Source organism: Streptomyces sp. NPDC012769 (assembly GCF_042901205.1).
In the GTDB taxonomy this organism is placed as follows: Bacteria; Actinomycetota; Actinomycetes; order Streptomycetales; family Streptomycetaceae; genus Streptomyces.
The window spans coordinates 1243596-1257497 of sequence record NZ_JBIBCP010000001.1 but is presented as its reverse complement, the minus strand read 5'-3'; the positions used below and the strand labels follow the sequence as shown (position 1 = coordinate 1257497).

The 13902-nt window shown below is 75.2% G+C and carries 12 protein-coding genes; 7 read left to right on the top strand and 5 right to left on the bottom strand.

Annotation, left to right across the window (positions count from 1 at the left end):
* The first annotated feature begins 15 nt into the window (after positions 1 to 15).
* From ACFY7C_RS05645 to ACFY7C_RS05635, 3 genes are all read left to right on the top strand, one after another.
* Positions 16 to 2001 (top strand): prolyl oligopeptidase family serine peptidase, encoded by a 1986-nt coding sequence (locus ACFY7C_RS05645; RefSeq protein ID WP_389644183.1) that lies wholly within the window; start codon positions 16 to 18, stop codon positions 1999 to 2001.
* Positions 1998 to 2927, top strand: coding sequence for an LD-carboxypeptidase (locus tag ACFY7C_RS05640; RefSeq protein ID WP_389644180.1), 930 nt, complete (start codon positions 1998 to 2000; stop codon positions 2925 to 2927). The genes ACFY7C_RS05645 and ACFY7C_RS05640 overlap by 4 nt, the downstream gene beginning before the upstream one ends.
* 137 nt (positions 2928 to 3064) lie before the next feature.
* Positions 3065 to 4879 (top strand): CocE/NonD family hydrolase, encoded by a 1815-nt coding sequence (locus ACFY7C_RS05635; protein ID WP_389644177.1) that lies wholly within the window; start codon positions 3065 to 3067, stop codon positions 4877 to 4879.
* Here the strand turns inward: ACFY7C_RS05635 and ACFY7C_RS05630 are convergent.
* Entirely contained in the window at positions 4872 to 5981 is a 1110-nt protein-coding gene (locus tag ACFY7C_RS05630; protein WP_389644174.1) for an adenosine deaminase, read from the bottom strand. The two genes, ACFY7C_RS05635 and ACFY7C_RS05630, sit on opposite strands and share 8 nt — an antisense overlap.
* A gap of 208 nt (positions 5982 to 6189) precedes the next feature.
* Complete coding sequence (locus tag ACFY7C_RS05625) at positions 6190 to 6939, bottom strand: GntR family transcriptional regulator (protein WP_389644171.1); 750 nt, start codon at positions 6937 to 6939, stop codon at positions 6190 to 6192.
* 247 nt (positions 6940 to 7186) lie between these two features.
* On the opposite strand from ACFY7C_RS05625, the gene ACFY7C_RS05620 reads away from it, so the two are divergent.
* Both ACFY7C_RS05620 and ACFY7C_RS05615 read left to right on the top strand, forming a co-directional pair.
* Positions 7187 to 7570, top strand: coding sequence for a hypothetical protein (locus ACFY7C_RS05620; RefSeq protein ID WP_389644168.1), 384 nt, complete (start codon positions 7187 to 7189; stop codon positions 7568 to 7570).
* Between the two features lie 211 nt (positions 7571 to 7781).
* Positions 7782 to 8354, top strand: a complete 573-nt coding sequence (locus ACFY7C_RS05615; protein ID WP_389644165.1) for a GNAT family N-acetyltransferase — start codon at positions 7782 to 7784, stop codon at positions 8352 to 8354.
* On the opposite strand, the gene ACFY7C_RS05610 is transcribed toward ACFY7C_RS05615, so the two are convergent.
* Complete coding sequence (locus ACFY7C_RS05610) at positions 8342 to 8674, bottom strand: DUF6204 family protein (RefSeq protein ID WP_389644162.1); 333 nt, start codon at positions 8672 to 8674, stop codon at positions 8342 to 8344. The two genes, ACFY7C_RS05615 and ACFY7C_RS05610, sit on opposite strands and share 13 nt — an antisense overlap.
* A 146-nt stretch (positions 8675 to 8820) precedes the next feature.
* On the opposite strand from ACFY7C_RS05610, the gene ACFY7C_RS05605 reads away from it, so the two are divergent.
* Positions 8821 to 10800: a DUF5107 domain-containing protein gene (locus ACFY7C_RS05605; protein WP_389644159.1), complete on the top strand. Its 1980-nt coding sequence runs from the start codon at positions 8821 to 8823 to the stop codon at positions 10798 to 10800.
* 129 nt (positions 10801 to 10929) lie between these two features.
* On the opposite strand, the gene ACFY7C_RS05600 is transcribed toward ACFY7C_RS05605, so the two are convergent.
* The gene (locus ACFY7C_RS05600; protein WP_389644157.1) at positions 10930 to 11739 is read right to left on the bottom strand and encodes a methyltransferase domain-containing protein; all 810 of its coding nucleotides are present in this window, start codon (positions 11737 to 11739) and stop codon (positions 10930 to 10932) included.
* A 147-nt stretch (positions 11740 to 11886) separates the two neighbouring features.
* A complete protein-coding gene (locus ACFY7C_RS05595; protein WP_389644154.1) occupies positions 11887 to 12414 on the bottom strand; it encodes a GNAT family N-acetyltransferase in 528 nt (175 codons plus the stop codon).
* 205 nt (positions 12415 to 12619) lie between these two features.
* On the opposite strand from ACFY7C_RS05595, the gene ACFY7C_RS05590 reads away from it, so the two are divergent.
* Positions 12620 to 13888: a pyridoxal phosphate-dependent aminotransferase gene (locus ACFY7C_RS05590; protein ID WP_389644151.1), complete on the top strand. Its 1269-nt coding sequence runs from the start codon at positions 12620 to 12622 to the stop codon at positions 13886 to 13888.
* The last annotated feature ends 14 nt before the right edge of the window (positions 13889 to 13902 follow it).

Sequence of the window (13902 nt, the reverse complement as noted above, 5' to 3'; positions counted from 1 at the left end):
CAAGGGGGGATCCTGATGGCACCCACGGCCGCCTACGGCAGCTGGCCGTCACCCATCGGCGCCGCGCTCGCCGCCGCACACGACGGACGACCCGAATACGTCGGCGTCGTCGGCGACGAGGTGTGGTGGACCGCCCCGCGCCCCGCCGAGGGCGGCCGGCGCGCCCTGATGCGCCGCCGCCCCGACGGCACCGAGGAGACCGTGCTGCCCACCCCGTGGAACGTGCGCAGCCGCGTCATCGAGTACGGCGGACAGCCCTGGGCCGGCACGGCCCGGGCCGACGGCTCGACGCTCGTCGTCTTCTGCCACCACCCCGACCAGCGGCTCTACGCCTTCGAGCCGGACGCCACCGACGGCGCCGGACCCCGGCCGCTCACTCCCCTCTCCACCACCGGCGACGGACTGCGCTGGGCCGACCCGGTGCTCCGTCCCGAGCACGGCGAGGTCTGGTGCGTCCTGGAGGAGTTCACCGGCCCGGCGCCCACCGACGTGCGCCGGGTGATCGCCGCCGTGCCCCTGGACGGCTCCGCCGCCGAGGACCGCTCCCGGGTGCGCGAAATCACCGACGACCGCCACCGCTTCGTCACCGGCCCCCGCCTCTCGCCCGACGGCCGGCAGGCCGCCTGGATCGCCTGGGACCACCCCCGCATGCCCTGGGACGGCACCGAGGCCCTGCTCGCCGACATCACCGACGACGGGCGCCTCGGCAGCCCCCGCACCGTCGCCGGCGGCCCCGAGGAGTCCGTGCCCCAGATCGGCTGGGCCCCCGACGGTCGGCTGCTCCACCTCAGCGACCGCACCGGCTGGTGGAACCTCTACCGCGGCGCCGAGGACGGCGAGCCGGTCGCGCTCTGCCCGCGGGCCGAGGAATTCGGCGGACCGCTCTGGAGGATCGGCCTCAACTGGTTCCAGCCGCTGGACAACGGACTGATCGCCGTCGTCCACGGCAAGGGCAGCACCGCGCTCGGCATACTCGACCCCGAGACCGGCGAGCTGGTCGACGCCGCCGGCCCCTGGACCGAGTGGGCCGCCACCCTCGCCGTCCACGGCACCCGGGTCGTCGGCGTCGCCGCCGGCCCCCGCAGCGCCTACGAGGTCGTGGAGCTGGACACCCGCACCGGCCGCACCCGGGTCATCGGCTCCCCGCACGACGACCCGGTCGACCCCGCCTACTACCCCGAACCCCAGATCCGCACCTTCACCGGACCCGACGACCGCGAGATCCACGCGCACGTCTACCCGCCGCACAACCCCGACCGCACCGGCCCCTCAGGGCAGCTCCCGCCCTATGTCATCTGGGCGCACGGCGGCCCCACCGGGAACGCCCCGCTCGTGCTCGACCTGGAGATCGCCTACTTCACCTCCCGGGGCATCGGCGTCGTCGAGGTCGACTACGGCGGCTCCACCGGTTACGGCCGGGAGTACCGCGAGCGGCTGCGCGAACAGTGGGGCGTCGTCGACGTGGAGGACTGCGCCGCCGTGGCCCGTGCCCTCGCCGACGAGGGCACGGCCGACCCGGCCCGCCTCGCCGTCCGCGGCGGCAGCGCCGGCGGCTGGACCGCGGCCGCCTCCCTCGTCCACAGCGACCTCTACGCCTGCGGCACGATCATCTATCCCGTCCTCGACCCGGCCGGCTGGGCCGACGGCGAGACCCACGACTTCGAGGCGCAGTACCTGCGGTCGCTGATCGGCCCGATCGACGAGGTGCCCGCCCGCTACCGGGAACGCTCCCCGCTGGAGCACGTCGACCGGATCTCCGTCCCCTTCCTCCTGCTCCAGGGACTCGACGACGTGATCTGCCCGCCCGCCCAGGCCGAGAGGTTCCTCGCCAAGACGGCCGGCCGCGGCATCCCGCACGCCTACCTCGCCTTCGAGGGAGAGGGACACGGCTTCCGCAGGGCCGAGACCATGACCCGCGCCCTGGAGGCCGAACTCTCCCTGTACGCCCAGATCTTCGGCCTCGAACGGTTCGACGTCCCCGTGCTGGAGCTGAGGAAATGACCACCGAGCCGCTACGACCCCCGAGACTGCGCCCCGGCGACCGGGTGGCCGTCGTCGCGCCCAGCGGCCCCGTCCCCGAGGACCGCCTGCGGGCCGGACTCGCCATCCTGCGCGGCTGGGAGCTGGACCCGGTCGTGGCCCCGCACGTCCTCGCCACCCACCCCGCCCTCGGCCACCTCGCCGGAACGGACGAGGACCGCGCCCGCGACCTGACCGAGGCCTGGTGCGACCCGGACGTCTCCGCCGTGCTCTGCGCCCGCGGCGGCTACGGCGCCCAGCGCATGGTGGACCTGCTCGACTGGGCCGCGATACGGGCCGCCGGACCCAAGGTGCTCGTCGGATACAGCGACGTCACCGCGCTCCACGAGGCCTTCGCCGTCCGCCTCGGCCTCGCCACCCTGCACGGACCGATGATCGCCGCCGGAGCCTTCCTCAAGGACGCCCGCACCCAGGAATCCCTGCGCGCGACCCTGTTCGAGCCGGAGTCGGTGCGCACCCTCGGCCCGGAGACGGCCAGGGCCCTGGTCCCGGGCCGGGCGCACGGCGTCACCCTCGGCGGCTGCGTCAGCCTGCTGGCCGCCGACCTCGGCACCCCGCACGCCCGGCCCTCCGCCCGTGGCGGGCTGCTGCTCCTGGAGGACGTGGGGGAGGAGCCGTACCGGCTCGACCGGATCCTCACCCAGCTGCTGCGGTCCGGCTGGCTGGACGGCGTCGCCGGGATCGGCCTCGGCTCCTGGGAGGACTGCGGACCGTACGAGGAGGTGCGCGCCGTGCTCGCCGACCGGCTCGGCGGGCTCGGTGTCCCGGTGGTGGAGGAGATGGGCTTCGGGCACCACGAGAGCGCGCCGACCGTGCCGTTCGGGATCCCGGGCGTCCTGGACGCGGAGGCGGGGACGCTCACCCTGGACGTACCGGCCCTGAGGTGAGCCTCGCCGGGACCGCCGCCTTCACTGAATCTCCGTCAACAACCTTTGTCCGGCGCGTTGACGACCCTCTGACACGTGTCACACCATGGGCGCGGCCTCGTACCTACCGGTAGGTACGTCGATCGCGCGTCCTCGGTATGGAGGTTCCCGTGTCCCCTGCCCTGCCTGCCCTGCCCGGATCCCGCAGGATTCTCGCCATGGCGGCCGGGGCCGCCATGGCCGCGCCGCTCGCCTTCACCGCCCCCGCCGCCCAGGCCGCCGACGTCGCCACGGCGAACGCCGGCACCGGCACGTACACCGTCACCCCGCTGCGCTTCACCGTCCAGGCGGGCGGCCGCAGTTGTGTCGTCGACGCCGACCTCTACCGCCCCGACGGCGTCGACGCCGACCACCCCGCGCCCGCCGTCCTCGCCACCAACGGCTTCGGCGGCAGCAAGAACGACGGCTCCACCGACGCCATCGGCAAGGCCGTGGCCGCACGCGGCTATGTCGGACTCGTCTACTCCGGCCTCGGCTTCGGCAAGAGCGGCTGCCTGATCTCCCTCGACGACCCGCGCATCGACGGACAGGCCGCCGCCCGGCTCCTCGACTTCCTCGCCGGCAGCCGCGCCGCCGACGACGGCACCCGTGCCGACTTCGTCACCAGGGACGGCGCGAACGACCCCCGCGTCGGCATGATCGGCGGCTCCTACGGCGGCGCGATCCAGCTCGCCACCGCCGCCACCGACCCGCGCCTCGACGCCCTCGTCCCCCTCATCACCTGGAACGACCTCGCCTTCTCCCTCGCCCCCAACAGCGCCGACCGTGCCACGCCCGGCGTCTTCAAATGGCAGTGGGCCAACGGCTTCTACCTCATGGGCGAGGGCCAGCCGCTGCTCGTCCCCTCCCTCGACCCCAGCCGGATCAACTCCCTCGGCTGCCTGCACTTCGTCACCGACGCCTGCGACACCGTCCGGCTGCTCAACTCCGGCAGCTATCCGAAGGCGGACGCGGAGAAGATGCTCGCCTTCGCCCGCAGCGTCTCCCCGGTCTCCTACCTCGACCGGGTCAAGGCCCCCACCCTCCTCGTCCAAGGTCAGTCCGACAGCCTGTTCACCCTCAACGAGGCCCAGGACACCTACGAGAAGCTCCAGCGGCAGGGCGTCGAGACCAAGATGATCTGGCAGTCCTGGGGACACAGCGGCGGACAGAAGCCCGGCGAACTCGACCTCGGTTCCGGCGACCTGGAGAACAGCTACGTCGGGCGGCGCGTCCTCACCTGGTTCGACCGCCATCTGCGCGGCGACCGTACGACCGACACCGGCGCCGAATTCGCCTACTACCGCGCCTGGCAGAGCGGCTACGGCACCGCCGCCGGCGTGCCCGCCCTCAGCCAGAAGCTCTACCTCTCCGGCGACGGCAAGCTCGTCGACAACCGCGCCAAGGTCACCCGCGGCTCCCGCGCCTACACCAACTGGCTCGTACCGACCAGCCACTCCGAGTCCTCGCTCGCCGGCCTCGTCGGACTGCCCGACCCCGAGCCGTACGACACCGCCGGCACCTACCTCGGCTGGAGCAGCGCCCCGCTCACCGCCCCCGCCGACCTCGTCGGCGCGCCCCGCGCCACCCTGAAGGTCGTCTCGCCGCGCACCGAACGCGTCCAGGACTCCGGCGACGCCGCCGACAAACTGGTCCTCTTCGCCAAGCTCTACGACGTGGCCCCCGACGGCACGAAGACCCTGGTCAACCGGCTCGTCGGCCCCGTCCGCGTACCGGACGTCACCCGGCCCTTCACCGTCGAACTCCCCGGCATCGTCCACCGCTACGAGACGGGCCACCGCCTGGAGTTCGTGATCGCGGCCAGCGACACCGCGTACTTCGGCAACCGGGGGATCAAGCCGGTGACCGTCGTCAGCGCCCCCGAGGACACGGGGGCGCTGGAACTTCCCCTGGTGAACGGGCGGGTCAGCTGACCGAGAGGGCCGCGTAACCCGGGCGGACCAGGTCGTCGATCAGACGGCGGCGCTCCGGCAGGGGCAGGAAGGCGGCCTCCAGGGCGGCGACCGTGAACTCCTCGAAGACCTCGGGGCCGTAGCCGAACGCGTCCACCATGTGCTGGAACTCCTCGCTCATGGTGGTGCCGGAGACCAGCCGGTTGTCCGTGTTGAGGGTGATCCGGAAGCCCAGACGGCGCAGCTCGTCGATCGGGTGCGAGGCGTAGTCCTTGGCCGCGCCCGTCTGCAGGTTGGAGGTCGGGCAGACCTCCAGCGCGATGCGGTTGTCACGGACGTACGAGGCGAGCCGGCCCAGCGTGCCGTCCTCGGCGATGTCGTCGGTGATCCGCACGCCGTGGCCGATCCGCTCGGTGCCGCAGACCTGCACGGCCTCGTGGATCGACTCGGCGCCGACGGCCTCGCCCGCGTGGATCGTGAAGTGGCAGTTCTCCCGCTTCAGGTGCTGGAAGGCGGGCAGGTGACGGGCCGGCGGGTTGCCGATCTCGCCGCCGGCGATGTCGAAGCCCGCCACTCCGTTGTCCCGGTGCGCGACGGTGAGCCGCGCGATCTCCAGCGAGCGGTCGGTGTGCCGCATGCCGGTGAGCAGCGTACGCACGGTGATCCGGCCGCCGGCGCGGCGCTCGCCCTCGCGGAAGCCGTCGTTCACGGCCTCGACGACCTCGTCGAGGGTGAGCCCGCCCTCCAGGTGCTGCTCCGGGGCGTAGCGGATCTCGGCGTAGACGACCCCGTCGGCGACGAGGTCCTCGGCGCACTCCGCCGCGATCCGCGTCAGCGCCTCGCGGGTCTGCATCACCGCACACGTGTGGGCGAAGGTCTCCAGGTACCGCTCCAGCGAACCGGAGTCGGCGGCCTCCCGGAACCAGACCGCCAGCTCGGCCGGGTCCTCGGTGGGCAGCCCGGTGTACCCGCAGGCCCGTGCGAGCTCCACGATCGTGGCGGGCCGGAGCCCGCCGTCGAGGTGGTCGTGCAGGACGGCCTTGGGGGCCCGCCGGATCCAGTCGGCGACGGCGGGGGAGGAGGCGGGCACGGCGGGGGCGGCATGGTTGTCAGACAAGTGCATGGCGGGGAAGTGTACGCCACCCGAGGGAGGTGGTGGTGTGACGGTGGTGACAGGGGGTCTCGGCGGGGTCGCCGGCCCGAGGCCGCACCCGGCCCGGGGGCCGGTCGGTCGGGACAGGAGGGGGCGCGCGTGGGCAGGGGCCGAGGGGCGCGGGGCGGGCCGCGGACGACCTTTGACCGGCGGGCGCGGGCCCCGGACGGGCCTCGCGTCAGTTCGTCTGCAGCACCGGCAGCGCGGGCGCGCCCGTCGGCAGCATGTGCTTGGCGGCCAGGACCGGGGTCCCGTCGACCCGCACCACCTGGGTGACCAGCACCGCGGGCGTGTCCGCGGAACGGCCCAGCTGCTCCCCCCGGCGGCGGCCGAGCAGGGTCGCCGTGACCGCGCTGTGCGCTGCGAGCGGCACGCCCCGGGAGGCCCCGGCGAGCACCGCAAGCATCGAGGTGTGTTCCGGCGCGGGCTCCGTGCGCAGGGCCTCGGCGAAGGCGGGGTGGGCCCGGTCGAGGACGTCGTCGGCCGCGGCCCACTCGTGGCTCAGGGCCGCCGGCCCCGCCTCTCCGGCGAGCACGGACTCCCAGAACCGCAGCTCGGCCCCGGCCGGGGCGAGCAGGTGCTGGGTGGTGAAGTCGGTGGGCTCCTCGACGGACCGCAGCAGGCCCCGCACGCGCAGCGGTACGCCGGCCCCGAGCAGCTCTTCGAGGGCCTGGACGTGCTCGAACCCGCGCCGCGGGGGGTGCGCGTTGACCGTGCGGCCCACCCCTCGGCGTACCGTCAGCAGTCCGTCCTCCTGGAGCAGCAGCAGCGCCTCGCGCAGCGCCGGGCGGCTCACGCCCAGTTCGCCCGCGAGCTTCGGCTCCGACGGCAGGGTGGACCCCGGCGGGTAGGTGCCGTCGTGGACGGCGTCCGCGATCCGTTCGTAGAGCGCGACGACGGGTCGACGCCGCTGTCCGCCGGCTGCCACGGATCCTCCTCGTGCTGGTGCCCGCGCCTTCGCCCGGGTCCGGTGCCGCGTCCTCTTGCGCGTCCACTGACAGGACCACCGTAGCGGCCTGGTGTTGTCTGACAAGTCACCCGGACGGACCGCCCACCGCCCCCGGGCGGGCGAATGAGCCCATCCTGGGGGGACGACGACGCAGGGAAGGCGGGCCGGCCATGGCTCCCAAAGAGACGACGGGCACGGGTGGCGGCATGGCCGCCCGGAGACGCACGTGAGGCGGGCGGCGGTCGTGGGCGCGGGTGCCGTCCTCGCGCTGTGGGCCGTGGCGGTCGGTTCGGCGGAGAGGACCGGGGCGGAGCGGGCGAGAGCGGGGGCGGGGCCGGGGGACGCGGGCGTCCCCGGCGGGGACCGGCCGATGCCCGAGCTCCTCGGCATGGGCCTGTGGCGGGTCTTCACCGCCCTCGCTCCGCGCACCCGCCTCGACGTCCACGACGTGGGCGGCGGCGACCGGCGGGTGCTCTGGCCCCCGAACTGGCGCGTCTGCACCCAGCACCCCGCCCCGGGCGCCGAAGGAGGCGCCCCCGGCCGGGTGGTGGTCGGCGTGGTGAAGAAGGGCGAGACCTGCCCCGCCCGGGTCGCCACGGCCCGCCGCTGACCCCGGAGCCCCGGCCACGCCCGGCCCGGCCCGCCCACGCCCGGCCCGGCCCGCCCACGCCGCGCCCGGCCCGGCTGCGCCCGGCCCGGCTGCGCCTGGCCCGGCCGAGCCCGGGCTCCGGCCGATCCCGGCCCCCGCCCGCCCGCCCGGCCGAGCCCGCGACCGGGGCGCTCGCCCCGCCCCACGGCGCCCGGGCCGTTAGCCTGGTGGCATGGACGACGATCTTGGTCCGTATCTCGCGGCGGGGCCGCGCGTCGCTCTGCGGCCGTTCACCCTCGACGACGGGGAGGAGTTCACCGCCCGCGCCCGCGAGAGCCGCGCGCTGCACGCGCCCTGGCTCTTCCCGCCGCGGACGGCCGAGACGTACGCCGCCTACGCCCGCCAACTGATCGACGACCCGGCCAGGGTCGGCTTCCTCGTGTGCGAGCGGGACGGCGGAGGGATCGCCGGCTTCGTGAACATCAACAACATCGTCCGGGGCGCCTTCCTCTCCGGCGCCCTCGGGTACGGCGCCTTCGCGCACGCCGCCGGGCGCGGGCTGCTCTCGGAGGGCCTCGGGCTCGTCCTCGCACACGCCTTCGGGCCGCTCGGACTGCACCGGCTGGAGGCCAACATCCAGCCCGGCAACACCGCTTCCCGCGCCCTGGTCCGGCGGGCCGGCTTCCGCCTCGAAGGGTTCTCGCCCGCGATGCTGTTCATCGACGGGGCGTGGCGCGACCACGAGCGCTGGGCGAGGACCGCCGATCAGCGGCCGCCCGCGGCGGCCGGCGGTCAGCGCTTGTAGTTGATCTTCATGGTGTCCATGTCGGTGACCGTGGACTTCAGAGCGCCGAAGCCGTGCCCCAGCTCCCTGAGCGCCGTCTCCACCCGGTCCTCCGCGATCGCCCCGGCCATCTCCTCGCCGTCCGCCGCGTCGGAGACGACCACCAGGCGGTACGAGAAGTGCTTCAGCGTCCGGTCGTAGGCGAGCGACCCCTCCTCGGTGAACTGCATCGCCGTCAGGCCGTGTTCGTCGACCTCGGCGAGCAGCCGGCCGCGGCTCTCCTCCGACAGTCCCTCGAACGTGCCCCGGACGATCACCCGGTAGGTGTGCTGCTCACTCATTGCCCCGCGCCTCTCTCGTTACCCGGACCCACCCTACGGCGGCAGGTGTAGACCGCAACGGAATTTCCCGGTCGAGGGGGCGACGGGGCCAGGGGCTGTTGTCCACCCTCTGGCCAGCGGTGGTTCCGGAGTGTTCCATGGTCGACATGACGACCGTACGACGTGCCGTACTGACCCTGCCCGCGGCGCCGTTGGGCCCGGACAACCCCCTGCCCGCCCTGCACCTCCTCGGCGGCGCCCGGATCCCCGCGGTCGACGAGCACGACCGGGCCGAGCTGCCCCGCGACATGGCCCGGCAGCTCGGCCACGCCCCGCTGCGCACCGTGCTGCCCGCCCGGGTGCGCGACGGTTACGGGCGCGAGCGCACTCCCACCGAGCTCGACGCGATCGTGATCGAGAACGACCGGCTGCGCGTCACGGTGCTGCCGGGGCTCGGCGGTCGCGTCCACTCCCTGTTCCACAAGGGGACGGGACGCGAACTCCTCTACTCCAACCCGGTGTTCCAGCCGGCCGCGTTCGCCCTCAACGGCGCCTGGTTCTCCGGCGGCATCGAGTGGAACACAGGCGCCCGCGGCCACGGCACCCTCTCCTGCGCCCCGCTGCACGCGGCGGTCGTCCCCGCTCCCGACGGCGGCCGGATGCTCCGGCTGTGGGAGTGGGAACGGCTGCGCGACCTGCCGTTCCAGGTCGACCTGTGGCTGCCCGACGGCGCCGAGCACCTGCGCGTCGGCGTACGCATCCGCAACCCCCACGAGCGGCCGGTGCCCTGCTCCTGGTGGTCCAACACCGCCGTCCCGGAGGACCGCCGGATCCTCGCCCCCGCGGATTCCGCCTGGCACTTCGCGTACGCCCACACCGGCCACGCCCTGCGCCGGGTCCCGGTGCCCCGTACCGCGGACGGCGTCGACCGCACGTACCCCCTGGAGAGCACCCACTCGGCCGACTACTTCTACGCGCTGGCGGACCGGCAGCGGCGCTGGATCGCCGCCCTCGACGCCGACGGCAGCGGACTCGCGCAGACCTCCACGGACCGGCTGCTCGGCCGCAAACTGTTCCTGTGGGGCACGGGCCGCGGCGGCCGGCGCTGGCAGGAGTGGCTCACCGAGCCCGGTACGCCCGGATACGCCGAGATCCAGGCCGGACTCGCCCGCACCCAGCTGGAGCACCCGACCCTGGAAGCCGGGGAGGAGGTCTCCTGGCTGGAGGTGTACGCGCCCCTGACCGCCGACCAGACGGCGGTGCACGGCACCGACTGGGCGGCGGCGCGCGCGGGGGTCGAGGACGCCCTCGAGCGGGCGGTGCCGCGTGCGGAGGTCGACACGGCGTACGAGCGGTGGCGCGCCGCCGCCGACACCGCGCCGGGGCCGCTGCTGGCGACCGGATCCGGCTGGGGCGCGCTCGAAGTGCTGCGCGCCGGATACGAGTTGCCCGGCACCCCCTTCGACCCGTCGCTGATCGGGGAGGACCAGCGGCCCTGGGTCACCCTCCTGCGCACGGGCGCCCTCCCGGACCCGGACCTGGGCCCGGACTCGGACCCGGAGCGCGGCGCCGCGCCGTGGTCCACCCCCGTCTCCGCCCCCTGGCGGGACATGCTGGAGACCGCACCGGCCGACCCCGTCACCGAATACCACCTCGGCATCGCCCAGTGGGCGGCGGGCGACCTGGCCCAGGCCGTACGGAGTTGGGAGCGCGGCCTGAAGAACGCTGCCGAGCGCTGGCCGCTGCTCTACTGCCTGGCCGTGGCCGACCGTGAGGGCGGCCATCCCGAGCGAGCGGCCGAGCGGTACGAGGAGGCGTTCGACGGCCAGGAGGGCGGCGACCCGATCGTCACCGCCGCCCTCGGCCGTGAGACGGTCGCCGCCCTCCTGCGGACCGGCCGCCCCGACCGCGCCCGTGCCGTCCTCTCCCGCCTCCCGGAGGCCGTCCGCGCCCGGGGCGCCTTCCGCTTCCTGGAGGCGACGCTGCTCCTCGCGGAGGGCAGGAAGGCGGAGGCCCGCGCGGTGTTCGACGCGGGCTTCGAGGTCGCGGACCTCGGTGAGGGAGCCGAGGAGCTCGGCGAACTCTGGGCCCGGATCACGGATGAACCCCTCCCCGACGCCTACGAGTTCCGCATGCGGCCGAGGTGACCGCCGGGCGGGGAAGCGCCGGCCCGGCAGTCCGACAGCCCGGCTCACCCCGCCCGCCTCACCCCGTACGTCTCACGCCGCCCGCCTCACCCCGCCCGCCTCACCCCGCCCTTCTCACCTTGCCGCTCGTCAGGCCCGGCACAGGATCTCGCCGTGCGGCACCAGGAACCAGGCGTCGGCCTCCTTGCCCCAGGCACGCCAGGCTTCGGCGATCGCGGTCAGATCCTCCGAGCTCGCGTGGCCGCCCTCGACGGCCAGGCGGGCGTAGACCGACTCGGTGGTGCGGTCCGCCCACAGGCCGCTCCACCAGGCGCGCTCCTCCGGGGTGGCGAAGCACCAGGCGCCCGCGGAGCAGGCGACGTCGGTGAAGCCCGCCCGCCGGGCCCAGGACAGCAGGCGCCGGCCCGCGTCCGGCTCGCCGCCGTTGGCGCGGGCGACCCGGCGGTACAGGGCCTGCCAGCCGTCCAGGCCGGGCGTCTGCGGGAACCAGGTGAACGCGCCGTAGTCGCTGTCCCGGGCCGCCACCACGCCGCCCGGGCGGCACACCCGGCGCATCTCGCGCAGCGCCCGGACCGGGTCGCCCACGTGCTGGAGCACCTGGTGGGCGTGGACGACGTCGAAGGAGTCGTCGGGGAAGTCCAGCGCGTGGACGTCGGCGACCGCGAACTCCGCGTTGTCCAGGCCCCGTTCGGCCGCCACCGCCCGGGCCTTCACGAGCACGTCCTCCGCCGCGTCCACCCCGGTCACCCGTCCCGGCGCGACCCGCTCGGCCAGATCCGCGGTGATGGTGCCCGGCCCGCAGCCCACGTCCAGGACGCGCAGACCGGCCCGCAGTTCGGGGATCAGGTAGGCGGCGGAGTTCTCGGCGGTGCGCCAGCTGTGCGACCGCAGGACGGACTCGTGGTGGCCGTGCGTGTAGACGGCGGTCTCGTGCGTCATGACCGGGCTCCCTCGGCTGAGTTGATGTGATCACGGTACGCCGCTCACTCGAATACTGAGACCCCGTTCTCATCATATGGACGACCCCAGTGAAGAAGGTTGCCACGGGAGGGAGTTGAGAGAAGGGCGGCGTGTCCGTGACCGGACCTAACGGCGCCACTCCCAGCGTCGCTCGCCGTCCTGGAACGCCTCCGTCGGGGCCAGGCCCGCCGCCGCGGCCACCGCCGCCGAGGGGTGGTGATCCGGATGCACATGGGCCACGAGCCGCGGCACGCCCCGCTCCCGCAGCCAGTCGGTCAGCATCACCGCCGCCTCCCGGGCGAGCCCGCGCCCCTGCCAGGGGGTGCCCACCACCCACGCGACCTCCGCCGCGCCGGGCGTCGCCGTGGCCTGCACCGTGCCCACCGCCTCGCCCGCCCGCCCACCGCCGCCGCGCAGTCGCAGCGCCCAGTTGCACCAGGAGGTCCCCGGGTCCGGCGGGCCGGCCAGCAGTCGCCGGTAGCGGGCGCGCAGCTCGGGCTCCGGCAGCGGGGTGCCGCCGATGAAGGCGTGCAGGGCCGGGTCGGCGAGTGCCTCGGCCAGCTCGGCGGCGTGGTCGAGCCGCAGCGGCTCCAGGTCCAGACGGGCGCCACGCAGCGGGACCGCGGCGATCGGGTTCGGGTCGGGTGCTCTCATCCGTACAGTCTGGCTGTCGTCGGACCGCGCGCCCGCGCGGTGCGCCACGTACGTGCCGGGCGGGCACGGACGGGCTGAGCCGCGCCCCGGCGCCCCCCATCCACCTCGCGCAAGCGGCGAATCCCGCCGAACCTCCGTATAAAGGGCACAGGGGCGTCGATGCCGGACGCCCCGGTCCAGGCGCCGGCACGAGGAGGTTCGGGACATGCGGCGGGACGTGCGGCGGACGGCCCTGGAAGGCCGCGGCCCGGTGCGCTACGGTCCGCCGGCCCCGGGGCCCGGCCTCCCCGTGCTGCCCGGACTGACCGCCCTCCTCGCCGCCGCGGCCGACCGCCCGGCCCCCGAGCCCCCCGGCGGCGGGCCCGTCCTGCGCGAGGCCGCCGCCGGCTACTGGTGGCGGCGCGGACTGCGTACCCACGCCGAGGACGTCGTCGCCGCCCCCGGCGCCCCGCCGCTCCTGCTCGCCCTGCTCGCCGCCCACGGCGGCGACCTCCTGCTGCCCCGCCCGTGCCCGGCCTGGTGGAGCCCGCAGGCCCGGCTCCTCGGCCGCCTCGCGTACCACGTGCCCACCCCCGCCGAGTGCGGCGGCGTCCCGGACCCGTTCGCCCTCCTGGAGACCGTCCGCCGGGTCCGCGCCGAGGGCGGCGACCCCCGTCTGCTGCTGCTGTCCGTCGCCGACGACCCCACCGCCACCGTCGCCCCGCCCGAGCTCGTACGCGAGGCATGCGAGGCCGCCGTCGCCGAGGGCCTCCACATCATCAGCGACGAGACCTGGCGCGACACCCTGCACCGCCCCCACGACACGGTGCTGCTCAGCCCCGCCGAGATGTGCCCCGACGACGTCACCGTCCTCACGGACCTGGCCGGCGCCCTCGTCCCGGCCGCCTGGCCCTGCGCCGTCGCCCGCTTCCCGCCCGGCGCCGAGCGCGCCGCCGCCCGCACCGGCGGTCACGGCGGCGGCCACGGCGACCGCAGGCCCCGCACCCTCGACGTCCTCACCGCGCTCGGCGCCCTCGTGCCCGGGCCGTTCGCCCCCGCCGCCGCCCACGCCCTCGACGAACCCGAGGACGTCACCGTACGGGCCCGGCTCACCGCCCAGCTGCACGGGCGCGTGGCCGCCGCCGCCCACCACGCGGTGCTCGCGGTCGGCGCCCTCGCCCGGCCCCCACAGGCCGGCCGCCACCTCTACGCCGACCTCGGCCCGCTGCGTGCCGGCCTCGCCGCCCGGGGCGTCACCGACTCCCTCGAACTGGAGAACCACCTCACCGAGCGACTCGGCACGCCCGTCCCCGGCGGCCACCGCTTCGGCGACGAACTCGGCGCGCTGCGCGTCCGGTTCGACACCGCGGCCTTCCTCGGAACCACCGAGGAGGAGCGGACCGCGGCCCTCACCGCGCCGCGCCCCGAGGAGCTGCCGTACGTGGCGGACGCGTTGAGGTCCTTCGCAGCCGCCCTGGAGGAACTGACCGGATGAGAACGACAACAGCA